The sequence below is a fragment of the Mycolicibacterium sp. ND9-15 genome (assembly GCF_035918395.1).
Classification (GTDB): Bacteria; Actinomycetota; Actinomycetes; order Mycobacteriales; family Mycobacteriaceae; genus Mycobacterium.
Window position 1 is genome coordinate 3,219,833 of the sequence record NZ_CP142362.1, and the last position, 19,612, is coordinate 3,239,444.

2 protein-coding genes (1 of these 2 only partly in view) are annotated in these 19,612 nt (G+C 66.6%); both read left to right on the forward strand.

Annotation, left to right across the window (positions count from 1 at the left end; translation table 11 throughout):
• Positions 1–18,691: the 3' portion of a non-ribosomal peptide synthase/polyketide synthase gene (locus QGN32_RS15650; RefSeq protein ID WP_326545272.1), read on the forward strand. Its footprint begins 11,831 nt before the window's first position; only the last 18,691 of its 30,522 coding nucleotides appear in the window; the start codon falls outside the window, past its left edge; its stop codon occupies positions 18,689–18,691.
• A gap of 17 nt (positions 18,692–18,708) precedes the next feature.
• Positions 18,709–19,500 carry a class I SAM-dependent methyltransferase gene (locus QGN32_RS15655; RefSeq protein ID WP_326545273.1) on the forward strand — a complete coding sequence of 264 codons (792 nt, stop codon included), beginning with the start codon at positions 18,709–18,711 and terminating at the stop codon, positions 19,498–19,500.
• Positions 19,501–19,612 lie beyond the last annotated feature (112 nt).

Here is a 19,612-nt window from a genome sequence, read left to right on the forward strand (position 1 = left end):
GCTGGATCAATGGTTGGCGGCGGCGCCGGTCGGGGTGGTCGGTGAGTTGTATGTGGCCGGTTCGGGGTTGGGGGCCGGGTATTGGCGCCGCGGCGGGTTGTCCGCGACGCGGTTTGTGGCGTGCCCGTTCGGGGCGCCAGGACAACGGATGTATCGCACCGGGGATCTGGTGTGCTGGGGTGCTGACGGGCAGCTGCGCTATGTCGGGCGTGCCGATGAGCAGGTCAAGATCCGCGGCTATCGCATCGAGTTGGGTGAGGTTCAGGCGGCGTTGAGCGCGGTGCCCGGGGTGGTGCAGGCGGTGGTGATCGCGCGTGAGGACCGTCCCGGCGATAAGCGTCTGGTGGGTTATGTCACCGGGGCGGTGGATCCGGTGCAGGTGCGCGCGCGGCTGGCCGAGCGGCTGCCGGCCTATATGGTGCCCGCGGCGGTGGTGGGCATCGAGGCGTTGCCGTTGACGGTCAACGGCAAACTCGACAAGCGGGCGCTGCCGGCACCGGAGTACTCCGATGTCGATTCCTACCGGGCTGCGAGTAATCCCACCGAGGAGATCTTGGCCGGTATCTACGCCCAGGTGCTCGGTGTGGAGCGGGTCGGGGTCGATGACTCGTTTTTCGAGCTGGGTGGCGATTCGCTGTCGGCGATGCGGGTGATCGCGGCGATCAACACCAGTCTGGATGCCGATATCCCGGTGCGGGTGTTGTTCGACGCCCCCTCGGTGGCGCAGTTGGCGCCACGCATCGGCGAGCAGGCCGGTCGGCGGGCCCCGTTGGCGCCGGTGCCGCGGCCCGCGGTCATTCCACTGTCGTTCGCCCAGAACCGGATGTGGTTCCTCAACCAGTTCGAGGGCCAGATCGCGACTTACAACATGCCGACGGCGTTTCGGATCAGCGGGGCGCTGGATGTCGATGCAATGGGCCAGGCGTTGGCCGATGTGGTGGACCGCCATGAAAGCCTGCGCACACTGTTCCCGGCGCCCCAGGGCGCACCCCAACAGCTGGTGCTGCCCGCCGAGCAGGCCGACTTCGGGTGGCGAATTGTGGATGCCGCCGCCTGGCCGGCAGAGCGGTTGGCGCAAGCCGTCGGCGCGGTGGTGCGCCACAATTTCGATTTAACAACCGAGATCCCTTTGCGCGCCACCCTTTTCCGTCTCGGCGAAGACGAGCACGTGCTGGTGACCGTGGTGCACCATATCGCTGGGGATGGCTGGTCGATCGCGCCGATGGTGCGCGATCTGAGTGTGGCCTATGCCAGCCGGTGTGCGGGGCAGGCCCCGGATTGGGCGCCGTTGGCGGTGCAGTATGTCGACTACACGCTGTGGCAGCGCGAGCAGTTCGGTGATCTCGACGATCCCGGCAGCCCGATCGCCGCGCAGCTGGCCTACTGGCAGGACGTGCTGGCCGAGTTGCCCGAGTACCTGGTGTTGCCCACCGATCGGCCCTATCCGCCGGAGGCGGATTACCGCGGCGCCAGTGTGGAGGTCGACTGGCCGGTCGATCTGCAGCAGCAGGTGGCACGGGTGGCCCGCGAGCACAACGCGACCAGTTTCATGGTGATGCAGGCGGCGTTTGCGGTGCTGCTGTCACAGTTGAGTGCCAGCGCCGATGTGGCGGTTGGGTTCCCGATCGCCGGGCGGCGTGACCCGGCCCTGGACGATCTGGTCGGGTTCTTCGTCAACACGTTGGTGCTGCGGGTGGATCTGGCCGGCGATCCTACTTTCGAGGAGTTGCTGGCGCAGGTGCGGCGGTCGAGCCTGGCCGCCTTCGAGCATCAGGATGTGCCGTTCGAGGTGCTGGTGGATCGGCTCAACCCGACCCGGTCGCGTACCCATCACCCGCTGATCCAGCTGATGTTGGCCTGGCAGAACTTCCCCGGACTCGACGATAACTCGACGGCCGGGCTGGCCTTGGGTGATCTGCAGGCCACACCGTTGGCCGCCGAAACCGATTCGGCCCGTATGGATCTGGTGGTGTTCCTGCGGGAGCGCTGGGGTGAGGGCGGTGAGCCCGCCGGGATCGGCGGGACGGTGGAGTTCCGCACCGATGTGTTCGACGCGGCCAGTATCGAGGTGCTCATCGAGCGGCTGGCCCGGGTGGTGGCGGCGGTCACCGCCGATCCGGCGCGCTCGTTGTCGTCGATCGATGTGCTCGATGCCGTGGAATACGCCCGCCTCGATGAGGTCGGTCACCGGGCGGTGTTGACCGAGCCGGGCAGCGCGCCGGTGTCGGTTCCGGTGTTGTTCGCCGAGCAGGTGGTGCGCGCCCCGGAGGCGGTGGCGCTGCGCTGTGGCGAGGTGTCGTTGACCTACCACGAGCTCGATGCGGCCTCCAACCGGTTGGCGCACCTGCTGGTCGGCCACGGTGTTGGTCCGGGACAGTCTGTGGCACTGCTGTTTTCACGCAGCACCGAGGCGGTCGTGGCGATTTTGGCGGTGCTCAAGACCGGGGCGGCCTATCTGCCGATCGATCCGGCCTACCCCGACGCGCGGATTCGATTCATGCTGGGCGATGCCGCGCCGATCGCGGCGCTGAGCACCGGCGGGTTGGTCCAGCGGCTGGCCGGGCACGACGTCGCGGTCATCGATGTCGACGACCCCGCCGTTGACGCGCAACCCAGCACAGCTCTACCGATGCCGGCGGCCGACGACATCGCTCACATCATTTACACCTCGGGCACCACTGGCACGCCCAAGGGCGTGGCGGTCACTCACCGCAACATCACCCGGCTGTTCGACTCGTTAGAGGTCGGACTGGAGTTGGCGCCGGGTCAGGTGTGGTCGCAGTGCCATTCCTATGCGTTCGACTACTCGGTGTGGGAGATGTGGGGTGCGTTGTTGTTCGGGGGCCGGTTGGTGGTGGTGCCCGAGGAGGTGACCCGCTCTCCGGAGGACTTGCATGCCCTACTGGTGGCCGAACAGGTCACGGTGTTGAGCCAAACCCCATCGGCGGTGGGGATGCTCTCCCCGCAGGGGTTGGAGTCGACCGCGCTGATGATCGCCGCCGAGCCATGCCCGGCCGAGGTGGTCGACCAGTGGGCTCCGGGTCGAGTGATGATCAACGGCTACGGCCCGACCGAGACCACGGTGTACGCCACCATCAGTGCTTCGCTGGTGCCAGAGTCGGGGGATGTGCCGATCGGTGCGCCGGTGCCGGGGGCGGCGTTGTTCGTGCTGGACAAGTGGTTGCGGCCGGTGCCGGCCGGGGTGGTCGGTGAGTTGTATGTGGCCGGTACCGGTGTGGGTGTCGGCTATGTGCGCCGGGCCGGGCTGACCGGGTCGCGGTTTGTGGCGTGCCCGTTCGGGGGCGCGGGAGCGCCGGGACAACGGATGTATCGCACCGGAGACCTGGTGCGCTGGGGTGCCGATGGGCAGCTGCGCTATGTGGGGCGCGCTGATGAGCAGGTCAAGATCCGCGGGTATCGCATCGAACTCGGCGAGATCGAGGCCGTGCTGCGGGCGCATCCGCGAGTGTCCCAAGCGGTAGTGGTGGCCTACAGCGCGGATGCGGTCGAGGGGAGCGACAAGCAACTGGTGGGTTATGTCGTGCCCGACCCGGAGATGATGTTGGTCCGCGAGCCCGAGCGCGAAGCTCAGCTGGTGGAGCAGTGGCAGGGCGTCTATGAGGACCTCTACACCCCGGAGACGTCTAGTGCGGGTGCGCCGGCGGCGCTGGGTCACGATTTCGGGGGCTGGAACAGCAGTTACACCGGGGCGCCGATCCCGCTGGAGCAGATGGCTGAGTGGCAGACGGCCGCGGTGCAGCGGATCCGGGCGCTTAAACCGGCTCGGGTGCTCGAGATCGGGGTGGGGTCCGGGTTGTTGCTCGCGCCGCTCGCCCCCGACTGTGAGGAGTATTGGGGCACCGACTTTTCCGCGCCCACGATCCACACGCTGCAGGCCGCGGTGGCCGTCCAGCCGTGGGGAGATCGGGTGCGGCTGCGCGCCCAGCCGGCCGATGTGGCCGACGGGTTGCCCGAAGGCCACTTCGACACCATCATTCTCAACTCGGTGATCCAGTACTTCCCCAGCGCGGGTTACCTGCTCGATGTGCTGGCCACCGCGTTGCGGTTGCTGGCCCCGGGTGGGGCGGTGTTCATCGGCGACGTGCGCAATTTGTCGTTGTTGGCGGCGTTCACCACTGGGGTGGTGTGCGCGGACGCCGCCTCGGCTGACGACACCGCCGCGGTGGTGCGGGACCGGTTGCGCCGCGAGATGCTCACCGAGCAGGAACTGTTGTTGGCGCCGGAGTTCTTCGCCGCGTTGCCCCAGCACCTTCCCGGGATCGCCGCGGTGGACGTGCAGCTCAAGGCGATGGAGGCGGTTAACGAGCTCAGCGGTTACCGCTATGAGGTGGTGTTGCGCAAGGCGCCGACGGTGGTGCGCTCGGTGGCCGATATCGCCTCACTGCCGTGGCAGCGGTTCGGCAGCCTGGCCGCGCTGGCCGAGTTCCTGGGTTCGCAGGATCTGCCCGAACTGCGGGTGACGGGGGTGCCGCACGCCGGGATCTGGCCCGAGGTGGCGTTGGCGCAGGCGCTCGAGCGGGCCGAGGATCGGGCTTCGCTGAGCGAGGTGCGCGCCGGGGTGGGGGTGCCGGCTGACGCGGTGGTGGCCCGACAGTGTCATGAGCTGGGACACCAGCTGGGGTATGGCTGCGCGGTGACCTGGTCGCCGACGGCGGGGCTGGTGGATGTGGTCTTCACCGGCGCCGCAGAACCGTTGTCGGAGGTGTTTGTGCCTGCCGCACCGGTGGGGTCGTTGGCCGGTTATGTCAACGATCCGGCCGCCGTCGAGCGGGTGGCGGAGTTGCGTGCCTTTGTGGGTGAGCGGTTGCCGGAGTTCATGGTGCCCGCGGCGATCATGCTGCTGGAGTCGTTGCCGTTGACGGTCAACGGCAAGCTGGATCGGCGCGCGTTGCCGGCTCCGGAGTTCCTCAGCGTGGTGGCCTATCGCGCGGCGCGCGATGAGCGTGAGCAGGTGCTGGCAGCGTTGTTCGGTGAGGTGCTCGGGGTTGCCCGGGTCGGCATCGACGAGTCGTTTTTCGATTTGGGTGGCCATTCGCTGTCGGCGACCCGGCTGGTGGCGCGGGTGCGCGCAGAGCTGGGCGTGGAGGTGCCGATTCGGGTGTTGTTCGACGCGCCCACCGTTGCCGGACTGGCCGAATGGATCAGCGCGCACGCCGAGGTGCAGGCCGGGGCGGCGCTGACCGCGCGGCCGCGGCCGGCGGTGATCCCGTTGTCGTATGCCCAGCAGCGGTTGTGGTTCCTGGAGCAGTTGCAGGGGCCATCGCCGGTGTACAACATGGCGACCGGCTTCCGGATCAGCGGGCCGCTGAATGTCGAGGCGTTGGGTGCGGCGCTGGCCGATGTGGTGGGTCGCCATGAAAGTCTGCGGACCCTGTTCCGCGCGGTTGAGGGGATACCTCAGCAGCTGGTGTTGCCGGTCGAGCGGGCCGATTTCGGGTGGCAGGTCGTCGACGCCACAGACTGGTCGGCAGACCGGCTGGGCGAGGCCATTGGCGCAGTGGTGCAGCACAATTTCGACTTGGCCACTGAGATCCCCTTGCGGGCAAGGCTTTTCCGCGTCGGTGATGACGAGCATGTGTTTGTGGCGGTGGTGCACCACATCGCGGGGGATGGCTCGTCGATCGCGCCGCTGTTGCGTGATATGGGTGTGGCCTATGCCGCCCGGTGTGTGGGGCAGGCCCCGGGTTGGGCGCCGTTGCCGGTGCAGTATGTCGATTACACGCTGTGGCAGCGAGAGCAGCTGGGCGATCTCGATGATCCCGACAGCCGCATTTCCGCGCAGCTGGCCTATTGGGAGGACGCCCTCGCCGGGCTGCCGGAGTTGCTGCAGTTGCCCACTGATCGGCCCTATCCGCCGGTGGCCGATTACCGCGGAGCCAGTGTGGAGGTCAACTGGCCGGCCGAGTTGCAGCAGCTGATTGCCCGGGTGGCCCGTGAGCACAATGCGACCAGTTTCATGGTTGTACAGGCCGCTTTGGCGGTGCTGCTGTCCAAGATCAGCGCCAGCGCCGATGTGGCTATCGGGTTTCCGATCGCCGGGCGTCGCGACTCCGCACTCGATGAGTTGGTCGGGTTCTTTGTCAACACATTGGTGTTGCGCGTCGAGGTGGACGGGAATCCCTCCGTTGCCGAGCTGTTGGCTCAGGTGCGGGCACGCAGCCTGGCGGCCTACGAGCATCAGGATGTGCCCTTCGAGGTGTTGGTGGACCGACTCAATCCGACCCGTTCCCTGACTCATCACCCGCTGATCCAGGTGATGCTGGGTTGGCAGAACTTCGACGGGCCAGACGTCAACACCGCTAATCCCGCCGCCGCACCAGTTTTGGACGAGGTGCAGGCCAGTCCGTTGTCGGTGGAGACCCAGGTCGCTCGGATGGATTTGACGTTCTCTCTGGCCGAGCGTTGGACCGAGGCCGGTGAGCCGGCCGGCATCGGCGGGTCGGTGGAGTTTCGCACCGATGTGTTCGATGCGGTCAGCGTCGAGATGTTGGTGGAGCGGTTGGTACGGGTAGTGGTGGCGATCACCGCTGATGCGACCCGGTTGGTGTCGTCGATCGATGTGCTGGATGTGGCTGAGTACGCCCGACTGGATGAGTTGGGTCAGCGGGCGGTGTTGGCCCAGCCCGCGACCGCGGGGTCGATTCCGGGGATGTTCGCCGAGCAGGTTGCCCGCGTTCCGGGGGCGGTAGCCATCGGTTGTGCCGGGGTGTCGTTGACCTACCGCGAGCTTGATGAGGCCGCTAGCCGGTTGGCGCATCTGTTGGCCGGGTTGGGGGCAGGGCCGGGTCAGTGTGTGGCGGTGCTGTTTTCGCGTTCGGTTGAGGCGATCGTGTCGATTTTGGCGGTGCTCAAGACCGGGGCGGCCTATCTGCCGATCGATCCGGTGGTGCCCGATGCGCGTCTGCGGTTCATGGTGGCTGATGGCGCGCCGATCGCGGCGGTGACCACCGGCGGGTCGGCAGCGCGGCTGGCCGGAACCGGTGTGGCGGTTGTGGAGGTCGATCATCCCCGCATCGACACCCAGCCCAGCACCGGCCTGCCCGGGCCGGTTGCGGACGATATCGCCCACATCATCTACACCTCGGGCACCACCGGCACGCCCAAGGGTGTTGCGGTGACCCACCGCAACGTGATCCGGTTGTTCGACGGGCTGGATGTGGGTGTGGGCCTGGGTGCGGGTCAGGTGTGGACGCAGTGTCATTCGTATGCGTTTGACTATTCGGTGTGGGAGATGTGGGGTGCGCTGCTGTTCGGCGGGCGGCTGGTGGTGGTGCCCGAGGAGGTGACCCGCTCCCCGCAGGATCTGCACGCCTTGCTGGCCGCTGAGCAGGTGACCGTGTTGAGCCAGACACCCTCGGCGCTGGGGGCGCTCTCGCCGCAGGGGTTGGGGCAGATGGCGTTGATGATCGCTGCCGAGCCCTGCCCGGCCGAGGTGGTGGATCGGTGGGCGCCGGGGCGGGTGATGATCAACGGCTACGGGCCGACCGAGACCACGGTGTATGCGACCATCAGCGCCCCGCTGGCCGCGGGCTCAGGTGTGGTGCCCATTGGCTCCCCGGTGCCGGGGGCGGCGTTGTTCGTGCTGGATCAATGGCTGCGCCCGGTGCCGGCCGGGGTGGTCGGGGAGTTGTATGTGGCCGGGACCGGGGTGGGGGTCGGCTATGTGGGTCGGGCGGGGTTGACCGGGTCGCGGTTTGTGGCGTGCCCGTTCGCCGGCGCGGGGGCGCGGATGTATCGCACCGGGGATCTGGTGGCGTGGGGTGCCGATGGGCAGCTGCGGTATCTGGGCCGCGCCGATGAGCAGGTCAAGATCCGCGGGTATCGCATCGAACTCGGCGAAATTCAGGCCGCCCTGGCCGCGCTCGAGGGCGTCGAGCAGGCGGTGGTGATCGCGCGTGAGGACCGCCCCGGCGACAAACGCCTCATCGGCTACCTCACCGAAACGGCCACCGGCACATTGGATCCGGCCCAGGTGCGCAGCGCACTCGCCCAGCGGTTGCCGGGCTATATGGTGCCCGCGGCGATCGTGGTGATCGAGGCGTTGCCGTTGACCCCCAACGGCAAACTCGACAAGCGTGCCCTGCCGGCACCGGACTACACCGCCGGTGAGTACCGGGCCCCAGCCAACGCCGTGGAGGAGATTCTGGCCGGCATCTACGCCCAGGTCCTCGGGCTCGAGCGGGTCGGGGTCGAAGACTCATTCTTTGATTTGGGTGGCGACTCGCTGTCGGCGATGCGGGTGATCGCCGCGATCAACACCAGTCTGGATGCCGATGTTCCGGTGCGCGTCCTGTTCGAGGCCCCCACGGTGGCCCAGTTGGCGCCCCGAATCGGTGAGCAGGCGGGTCGGCGTGTGCCGGTGGTGCCGGTTGAGCGCCCCGCGGTCATTCCGTTGTCGTACGCCCAGAACCGGATGTGGTTCCTGAACCGGTTCGAGGGCGGAATCGCGACATACAACATACCGACCGTGCTTCGGATCAGCGGGGCGCTGGATGTGGAGGCGCTTGGCGCGGCGCTCGATGATGTGATCGCCCGCCATGAATCGCTGCGCACGATATTTCCCGATATTGACGGGACGCCGATGCAGAAAGTGGTAGCGGCGCAGGAGGGGATGTGGCGGCGCGGCGGCGCGGCGGTGGTGTCTTTGCCGGAGTCCGAAGTGGCCGGCGAGTTGGCCGCACTGGCGGGGTATCGGTTTGATCTGTCGGCCGAGATCCCGATCCGCGCGCAGATCTATGCGGTGGGCCCCGAGCAGTACGTACTGGGAATTGTGGTGCACCACATCGCTTTTGACGGATGGTCGATAGCCCCGATGGCCCGTGATGTGGCTGTGGCCTATGCGGCACGGCGGCAGGGGCAGGCGCCGCAGTGGACGCCGTTGCCGGTGCAGTACGTCGATTACACGTTGTGGCAGCAGGAGTGGCTGGGTGTCGAGTCTGATCCCGACAGTGTGATCGCGGGGCAGTTGGCTTACTGGCGGCGGGAACTGGCTGATCTGCCCGAGGTGGTATCACTGCCGGCGGATCGGGCGCGCCCGCCGGTGCCTAGCTATCGAGGGGATACGGTGCAGCTTCGTATCGATCCTCAGCTGTGGGCGGGGGTCAAGGCGGTGGCGGCGGCGCACAACGCAACGCCCTCGATGGTGGTGCAGTCGGTCGTGGCGGTGGTGTTGCACCGGGCCGGGGCCGGTGAGGACGTCACTATGGGCACCCCGATCGCCGGGCGGTTGGATGCCGCGCTTGATGAGTTGGTCGGGTTTTTTGTCAACACCTGGGTGTTGCGGGTCGGGCTGAATTCGCAGCAGCGGTTCAGCGAGGTGCTCGAGCAGGTGCGCCACAAGGCGCTGGATGCCTACAGCAATCAGGATGTGCCGTTCGAGTTGCTGGTCGAGCAGCTCAACCCGGTGCGCTCGGCGTCGCATCACCCACTGTTCCAGGTGGGCATGATCTTCCAGAACAACGCACTTCCCGAGGTGGCGGGGTTTGACGGGGTCAATGTCGAGCCGATGACGGCGCCTATCCGCACCTCCAAGTGGGACCTGGATTTCGATCTTGGCGAGGTGCCCGGCGAGGATCCGGCTGCGCCAATGGCCGCCGGGGTGGTGACCTACGCCACCGATCTGTATGACCGGTCCACGATCGAGCGGTTGGTCAGCTGGTTTGGGCGGGTGATCGAGGCGGTGGTGGCCGACGCCTCGGTGGTGGTCGGCGAGGTCTCGTTGCTGGCCGCCGATGAGCAGGCGTTCCTCGATGAGATCGGCAACCGGGCGGTGTTGACGGAGCCCGCGGGCACACCGGTGTCGATTCCGGTGGTGTTCGGCGCGCAGGTGGCTCGGACACCCGAGGCGGTGGCGGTGACCTTCGAGGGCCTGTCGATGACGTATCGGGAACTCGATGAGGCGTCCAACCGGCTGGCGCACCTGCTGGCCGCTCAGGGTGCCGGACCAGGGCAGTGCGTGGCGCTGCTGGTTACGCGTTCCGCCGAGGCCATTGTGGCGATGTTGGCGGTACTCAAAACCGGGGCGGCCTATCTGCCCATCGATCCGGCGCTGCCGGAGGCCCGGATCGGTTTCATGGTCACCGATGCCGCGGCGACCGCGGCTGTCAGTACCGCTGATTTGGCCGACCGGCTTGACGGCCATGACGTGGTCGTCATCGATATCAACGACCCGCGCATTGACAAGCAACCGAGCAAACCTCTACCGGCTCCAGCCGCCGAGGACATTGCCTACCTCATCTATACGTCTGGGACGACCGGTGTGCCCAAGGGCGTGGCCGTTGCCCACCACACCGTCACCCGACTGCTGCAGTCACTGGACGTCGGGCTGCCTGAACGTTCGGAGCAGGTGTGGACGCAGTGGCATTCGTTGGCCTTCGACGTTTCGGTGTGGGAGATTTTCGGTGCGCTGTTCGTTGGCGGGCGACTGGTGGTGGTGCCCGACTCGGTGGCGCGCTCACCGGAGGACTTCCACGCCTTACTGATTGCCGAGCAGGTCAGCGTGCTGAACCAAACCCCGTCTGCGGTGAGCATGCTCTCGCCGGAGGGTTTGGAGTCGATGGCGTTGGTGGTGGCCGGTGAGGCCTGTCCCGCCGAGGTAGTGGACCGCTGGGCGCCGGGACGAGTGATGATCAACGGCTACGGCCCGACCGAGACCTGGTATGTGTCGATCAGTGCCCCGCTGGCCCCGGGGTCGGGAGATGTGCCGATCGGGGCGCCGGTGCCGGGGTCGGCGTTGTTCGTGCTCGATGGGTGGTTGCGCCCGGTTCCGGCCGGTGTGGTCGGGGAGCTGTATGTGGCCGGCGCCGAGTTGGCCTATGGATATTGGCGCCGGGCAGGATTGACCGCGTCAAGGTTCGTGGCCTGCCCGTTCGGGGGGCCGGGCGCGCGGATGTATCGCACCGGGGATCTGGTGCGCTGGGGCGCCGATGGACAGCTGCGTTATCTGGGGCGTGCCGATGAGCAGGTCAAGATCCGCGGGTATCGCATCGAGCTCGGTGAGATCGAGGCGGTGTTGGCGGCCCATCCCCGGGTGGCGCAGGCGGCCGTCATCGCCCACACGGCCTCGTCCGCGGAGAGTCCCGGCGAAGGGGTCAGCGAGAGGCAACTGGTGGGCTATGTCGTGCTGGATGAGACATCAGCGCCTGAAGAAGGTGCTGAGCTGCGCGCCTTTGTCGCCGACAGGACGCCGCAATTCATGGTGCCGGCGGCGATCATGGTCCTGGACTCGCTGCCGCTGACCGTCAACGGCAAGCTCGATCGACGGGCTTTGCCGGCGCCGGAGTTCAGCAGCGCGGTGGCGTATCGGGCGCCGCGTGACCCACGCGAGCAGGCGTTGGCAGCCTTGTTCGGTGAGGTGCTCGGGATCACCCGGGTCGGTATCGACGACTCGTTCTTCGATTTGGGTGGCCATTCCCTGTCCGCGACCCGGCTGGTGGCCCGGGTGCGTAGGGAACTGGGTGTGGAGGTGCCGATCCGGCAATTCTTCGACGCGCCCACCGTGGCCGGAGTGGCCGAATGGATCGGCGCGCATGCCGGGGAACAGGCGGGGGCAGCACTGACGCCGCGGCCACGGCCCGCGGTGATCCCGTTGTCGTATGCCCAGCAGCGGTTGTGGTTCCTCGACCAGTTGCAGGGGCCATCACCGGTCCACAACCTGGCAATGGGGTTGCGACTGAGCGGGCGGCTGGATTCCGAGGCGTTGGGTGCGGCGCTGGCCGATGTGGTGGTCCGCCATGAAAGTCTGCGAACGTTGTTCGTGGCGGTCGAGGGAACACCCCGGCAGCTGGTGGTGCCGGCCGAACAGGCTGACTTCGGCTGGGATGTCGTGGATGCCATTGGCTGGCCGGCGGACCGGCTGGGTGAGGCTGTGGGCGCGGTTGCGCGTCACAATTTCGATCTGGCTACTGAGATCCCATTGCGCGCTCGGCTTTTCCGTGTTGGTGACGAAGAGCATGTGCTGGTGGTAACGGTTCACCACATCGCCGCCGACGGCTGGTCGCTAAGCGTTTTGGCCGGCGACGTGGGTATGGCGTACAGCGCCCGGTGTGCGCGTCAGGCTCCCGAACGGGCGCCGTTGCCGGTTCAGTATGTCGATTACACGTTGTGGCAGCGCGAGCAGCTGGGTGATCTGGCAGACAGCGACAGCCCGATCGCCGCCCAGCTGGCCTACTGGGAGCAGGCCCTGGCCGGGATGCCCGAGCGCGTGCAGCTGCCCACCGATCGGCCCTACCCACCGGTGGCCGATCAGCGTGGCGCCAGTGTGGCGGTAGATTGGCCGGCCGAGTTGCAGCAGCTGGTTGCTCGGGTGGCCGGTGAGCACAATGCGACCGGTTTCATGGTGGTGCAGGCCGCCCTGGCGGTGCTGCTTTCCAAGATCAGCGCCAGTGCCGATGTGGCCATCGGGTTCCCGATCGCCGGGCGCCGCGACTCCGCACTCGATGAGCTGGTCGGGTTCTTCGTCAACACCCTGGTGCTGCGCGTCGAGCTGGCCGGGGATCCCACCGTCGCTGAGCTGCTCGCCGAGGTGCGGGTACGCAGCCTGGCCGCCTACGAGCATCAGGATGTGCCCTTTGAAGCGCTGGTGGAGCGGCTCAACCCCACCCGATCACTCGCCCATCACCCGCTGGTCCAGGTGTCGTTGGCCTGGCAGAACTTCGCCGGGCCAGACAGCAACCCCGCGGCCGGGCTGAGTTTGGGTGATGTGCAGGTCAGCCCGCTCCCAGTGGACATCCACGCCGCCCGAATGGATTTGACACTTTCCTTGGCCGAGCGCTGGACGGAGGCCGGTGAGCCGGCCGGGATCGGTGGGGCGGTGGAGTTTCGCACCGATGTGTTCGACGCGACCAGCATCGAAACGTTGATCGAGCGGCTGCGGCGGGTGCTGGTTGCGATCAGCGCCGACCCGACCCGGCGGCTCTCATCGGTGGATGTGCTCGATGCCGGTGAGCACGCCCGGTTGGATGGGTGGGCGAACCGGGCGGCGTTGACCGAGCCGGCGAGCACGTCGGTGTCGATTCCGGAGTTGTTCGCTGCGCAGGTGGTGCGCACCCCGGAGGCGGTCGCGATCAGTTTCCAGGGCCGGTCGATGACGTACCGGGAGCTGGATGAGGCGGCGAACCGGTTGGCGCATCTGCTGGCCGGCCAGGGCGCGGGCCCGGGCGAGTGTGTGGCGCTGCTCTTTCCGCGGTCGGCCGAGGCGATCGTGTCGATTCTGGCGGTCTTGAAGACCGGGGCGGCCTATCTGCCGATCGACCCGGTGGTGCCGGCGGCCCGGATCGAGTTCATGCTGGCTGATGCCGCCCCGATCGCTGCGGTCACCACCGCTGATCTTGTCGGGCGGCTTGACGGCCATGACCTGGTGGTCATCGATGTCGAAGACTGCCGCATCGACGACCAGGCGAGCACCTCGTTGCTTATGCCGGCCCCCGATGACATCGCCTACCTCATTTACACCTCGGGGACCACCGGTATGCCTAAGGGCGTCGCGATAACTCACCGCAACGTGACGCAGCGGATTCAGTCAGAGAATCTCCCTGTGCCGCGGGCGGGGGTGGTGCCGTTGTGTCATTCGTTGGCCTTCGATGTGTCGGTGTGGGAGATCTGGCACACGCTAATAAATGGCGGACGGCTAGTGGTGGCGCCTGAGTCGGTGGTGGAGTCCGCGGAGGATTTTCACGCTTTGCTGGTCAGCGAAGAGGTCAACGTGCTGACCCAGACCCCGTCGGGGGTGGCGGTGTTACCGACTGAGGGGTTGGAATCAGTGACCTTGAAGGTGGCTGGTGAGGCGTGCCCGGCCGAGGTGGTGGATCGGTGGGCGCCGGGTCGGGTGATGATCAATGCCTATGGGCCGACCGAGACGACGATGTATGTGGCGGTCAGTGCGCCGTTGGCCGCGGGGTCGGGGGACGTGCCGATCGGTGCGCCGGTGCCGGGGGCGGCGTTGTTTGTGCTGGATCAGTGGTTGCGTCCGGTGCCGGCCGGGGTGGTCGGTGAGTTGTATGCGGCTGGCCGCGGTGTCGGGGTCGGGTATGTGGGCCGGGCCGGGTTGACGGGGTCGCGGTTTGTGGCGTGTCCGTTCGGGGGCGCGGGAGCGTCGGGACAACGGATGTATCGCACCGGGGATTTGGTGTGGTGGGGTGCTGATGGGCAGCTGCGGTATGTGGGGCGTGCTGATGAGCAGGTCAAGATCCGCGGGTATCGCATCGAGTTGGGTGAAATCCAGGCCGCTTTGGCCGGCTTGGACGGGGTGGAGCAGGCTGCGGTGATCGCGCGTGAGGACCGCCCGGGTGATAAGCGTCTGGTGGGTTATGTCACCGAAACGGTCCCCGGCACATTGGATCCGGTCCGGGCGCGTAGCGCGTTGGCTGAGCGGTTGCCGGGTTATATGGTGCCCGCGGTGGTCGTGGTGGTCGAGGCGTTGCCGTTGACCGCTAACGGCAAACTCGACAAGCGTGCGTTGCCGGCACCGGAGTACAGCGGCGGGGAGTACCGGGCGCCGGCCACCGTCGTGGAGGAGATTTTGGCCGGTATCTACGCCCAGGTGTTGGGGCTGGAGCGGGTCGGGGTCGAGGACTCGTTTTTCGATTTGGGTGGGGATTCGCTGTCGGCGATGCGGGTGATCGCTGCGATCAACAGTTCTTTGGATGCCGGGGTTGGGGTGCGCACCCTGTTTGAGGCGCCCACGGTGGCCCGGTTGGCGTCTTGTATCGGTGAGCCGGTGGGTCGGCGTGAGCCGTTGGTGGCGGTGGAGCGGCCGGCGGTGATCCCGTTGTCGTTTGCCCAAAACCGGTTGTGGTTCCTGGATCAGTTGCAGGGGCCCTCGCCGGTGTACAACATTCCGACCGCGCTTCGGATCAGCGGGGCGCTGGATGTTGAGGCGTTGGGTGCGGCGCTGGTTGATGTGGTGGGCCGCCATGAGAGCCTGCGCACCCTGTTCACCGCGACCGGGGGGACACCGCAGCAAGTGGTGGTTCCTGCCGAGCGGGCCGTGCCGGGGTGGGATGTGGTTGATGCGACTGGTTGGTCGGCGGACCGGCTGCATGACGCGATCGGGGCGGTGGCGGGGCACTGTTTTGACTTGGCGACCGAGATTCCGGTGCGGGCGGGGCTTTTCCGCGTGGCCGGTGATGAATACGTCTTGGTGGCCGTGGTGCACCATATCGCCGCCGATGGTTGGTCGATCGCCCCGCTGACCCGTGATCTGGGGGTGGCTTATGCCAGCCGCTGCGCGGGGCGGGCTCCCGTCTGGGCGCCGTTGGCGGTGCAGTATGTGGATTACACGTTGTGGCAGCGTGCGCAGCTGGGCGATTTGGAGGACAGCGACAGTCGCATCGCTGCGCAGCTGGCCTACTGGCAGGATGCGCTGGCCGGGATGCCCGAGCGGTTGCAGTTACCCACTGATCGGCCTTATCCGCCGGTGGCCGATTATCGCGGGGCCAGCGTGGCGGTGGACTGGCCGGCGGAGTTGCAGGCGCGCATTGATGCGGTGGCTCGTAAGCACAATGCGACCAGTTTCATGGTGGCCCAGGCTGCTCTGGCGGTGTTGTTGTCGAAGATCAGCGCCAGTGCCGATGTGGCGGTGGGCTTCCCGATCGCTGGGCGTGGTGATCCGGCGCTGGATGAGCTGGTGGGCTTTTTCGTCAACACGTTGGTGATGAGGGTCGATGTGGCCGGTGATCCCACCGTGGCTGAGGTGGTGGCGCAGGTGCGTGCGCGCAGTCTGGCTGCCTACGAGCACCAGGACGTACCGTTTGAGGTGTTGGTGGATCGGCTCAACCCGACCCGGTCTTTGACTCATCACCCGCTGATCCAGGTGACGTTGGCCTGGCAGAACCTGCCCGTGCAGTCCGATGAGCCCGCCGAAGGGCAGGCGTTGGGCGATGTGCAGATTGCGCCTTTGGCGGTGGACAGCCACGTCGCCCGCATGGACCTGACGTTTTCGTTGGCCGAGCGCTTCACCGAGGCCGGGGAGCGCGCCGGGATCGGTGGGGCGGTGGAATTCCGCACCGATGTGTTCGACGCGGCCAGCATCGAGGCGCTGATCGGGCGGTTGGCGCGGGTGTTGGAGGCGCTGACCGCCGACCCGGCGCGGCGGCTGTCGTCGATCGATGTGCTCGATGCCGGTGAGCACACCCGCCTGCAGGGGTGGGGTCATCGTGCGGTGTTGACCCAGCCGGTGACGGGGGTGTCGATCCCGGAGTTGTTCATTGCGCAGGTGGTGCGCGCTCCTGAGGCGGTGGCGCTGGTCTGCGGTGAGGTTTCGTTGACCTATCGCGAGCTTGAAGCCGCGTCGAACCGGTTGGCACATGTGTTGGTCGGTCAGGGCGTGGGTCCCGGTGATTGTGTGGCGCTGCTGGTGTCGCGGTCCGCTGAGGCGGTCGTGGCGATTTTGGCGGTGCTCAAGACCGGGGCGGCGTATATGCCGATCGATCCGGCGTATCCGGATGCGCGGATCGAGTTCATGGTGGCCGATGCCGCGCCGATGGTGGCGATCACAAGTAGCGGGCTGGCCGAGCGGCTGCACGGTCACGATGTGTTGGTCATCGATGTCGACGATCCCGCTGTTGACACCCAGCCCAGCACCGCGCTGCCGGGGCCGGCTGCTGACGACATCGCCCACATCATCTACACCTCGGGCACCACCGGTGTGCCCAAGGGCGTGGCGGTCACCCACCGCAACGTGACCCGGCTGTTCGACTCGCTTGATGTCGGTGTGGAGTTGGCGCCGGGGCAGGTGTGGACGCAGTGCCATTCGTATGCGTTCGACTACTCGGTGTGGGAGATGTGGGGTGCGTTGCTGTTCGGTGGGCGGCTGGTGGTGGTGCCCGACGAGGTGCTGCGTTCGCCGCAGGACTTGCAGGCGTTGCTGCTCGGCGAGCAGGTCACGGTGTTGAGCCGGACCCCGTCGGCGGTGGGGGTGCTTTCCCCGCAGGGGTTGGAGTCGACGGCGTTGATGGTGGCCGCGGAGCCGTGCCCGGCTGAGGTGGTGGATCGGTGGGCCCCGGGACGGGTGATGATCAACGGCTACGGGCCGACCGAGACCACGGTGTATGCGACGATCAGCGCGCCGCTGGCCGCCGGGTCAGGAGACGTGCCGATCGGCGCCCCGGTGCCCGGGGCGGCGTTGTTTGTGCTGGATCAGTGGTTGCGCCCGGTCGCCCCAGGGGTGGTCGGTGAGTTGTATGTGGCCGGGCGCGGCGTGGCCGTGGGGTATGTGCGCCGCGGCGGGCTGACCGCGTCGCGGTTTGTGGCCTGCCCGTTCGCGGATGCAGGAGCACCAGGACAACGGATGTATCGCACCGGGGATCTGGTCTTCTGGGGTGCTGATGGGCAGCTGCGGTATCTGGGCCGTGCCGATGAGCAGGTCAAGATCCGCGGGTATCGCATCGAACTCGGCGAGGTTCAGGCGGCGTTGAGTGCGGTGGATGGTGTGGAGCAGGCGGTGGTGCTTGCCCGCGAGGACCGTCCCGGCGATAAGCGCCTGGTGGGCTATCTCACCGGCACCGCAGACCCGGTAACCGTGCGCGCGACGCTCGCCCAGCGGCTGCCGGCCTATATGGTGCCGGCCGTGATAGTGGTGTTGGAGGCGTTGCCGTTGACGGTCAACGGCAAACTCGACACCCGCGCCTTGCCGGCACCGGAGTACACCGCTGGTGAGTACCGCGCCCCGGCCACTGCTGTCGAGGAGGTCTTGGCCGGCATCTACGCCGAGGTACTCGGACTCGAGCGCGTCGGGGTCGACGACTCGTTCTTCGATCTGGGTGGCGATTCGCTGTTGGCGATGCGTCTGATCGCCGCGATCAATTCCAGCTTGAACACCCGCCTTGCGGTGCGCACCCTGTTCCAGGCGCCGTCGGTGCGCAGCCTGAGCCAGCAGTTGGGCGCAGAGGGCAGCGAGGCCGAAGTAGTCCCGGTCGAGGTCCTCAAGGACGGTACCGGTACTCCGCTGTTCTGCATCCACCCCGGCGGTGGGGTGAGCTGGTCGTATCAAGCCCTCGGTAATTACTTGGACTGCCCGATCATCGGAATTCAACGAGTCCCGCAGGGCGAGGAAACCGAACCCCAGTCAATTCGGGAGATGGCAGAAAACTACGCCGACAGAATCCAGGAGACCTATCCCAGCGGCCCCTACAACCTCCTCGGTTGGTCCTTCGGAGGCACCGTCGCCCACGAACTCGCCGTCGAACTTCAACGACGCGGAAGCGCGATCGGAAGCCTCATCCTGCTCGACGCCCAACCCAGCAGCGACCAGAGCATCACCCCGGATCTGGTCGAGAATCAAGTGTTGGCAGAAGTCTTGCGGTTCTACCGTGCAGAAGTTCCAGAACAGGATGAGCCACTTACCTACGATCAGATAGAAGAACTAGTTCGGGAACGCGGAGCCACAGAATTTCCTCATTACAAGCAGTATCTAGATTGGATCATCCACAGCATCACCAGCAGCATGGCGTTGCACCGAGCTCACGAACCCCGTGTTTTCGATGGCGATATGACCATATTCACTGCTGTCGGGGAGGAGAATGATCCCAATTCGTCGCCGCCCCAAAATTGGCAGCCCTATGTAGTTGGTGAAATTACAGAGTACTCAATCGACTGCTTACATAAAGACATGTTGACGATCGAATCGGTCAGCCTGTATGGCGAACAGCTCAAACTCTTGCTGGAACCCTGATTAGGAACCTTGACTACATGGACAGGACAAGCCGCGACATTGTGAGCATGCCCCGTGGCGGGCCGGACGCCTCCTGGCTGGACCGGCGGTTGGAGACCGACCGGTTGGAATATCTTGACCGCGACGACGTCGACGATCTTAAGCGCAAGGTCGTCGACGCGCTCGATCGCAGCCAAAGCCGACGGTATTTCGGTGCCTACGAGCGATTTGCTCGGATGGCGCTTGATGAGGTGGCCGATATCCCCTCCCCGAAAATCCTCGAACTCGGGTCCGGCTTCGGCGGGCTGTCGCGCAAGCTGCTGGAGGGTCACCCTACGGCTCAGGTAACGGTGACCGACATCGACCCCGCGTTTGTGGCCGAGGTCGCGGCCGGCGACCTCGGCACTCACCCACGCGCCACGGTGCGGGAGATGGACGCCACTGCAATCGACGCCCCGGACGGGTATTACGACCTCGCGGTATTTGCGATGTCGTTTCATCACCTGCCGCCTGAACTCGCCGCCCGAGTGTTCGCCGAAGGGACCCGTGCAGCGAACAAGCTGCTAATCATCGACGCCCGCAGGCCGCCGGCGCCTCTTCATGTCTTGGCGTTGGCGGTGGCGCTGCCGTTCACTCGGCTGGTCCCGCTGGTACACGATGGGTTCATCAGTTCGCTACGCACGTATAGCCGGTCGGCCTTGCGTGCGCTTGCCCGTCATGCCGACCCGGCGATCACCGTCGAATTCCGCACCCGACGGTTTGTCCCAATGGCGGCGGTTGCCGCTCGCGCACGGCAAACTGACGATCAGCCTAGTGGTAATGAACCGTAATCCAGTTGAACATGCGTAAGTCTCGGGCGGGGTTGCAGGTGGCCGCGGCGCCGTGCGGCGTCCTCCCGGCACTTGTGAGTAGATGCGCCAAGCCCCGGTTACAGGGATGCGG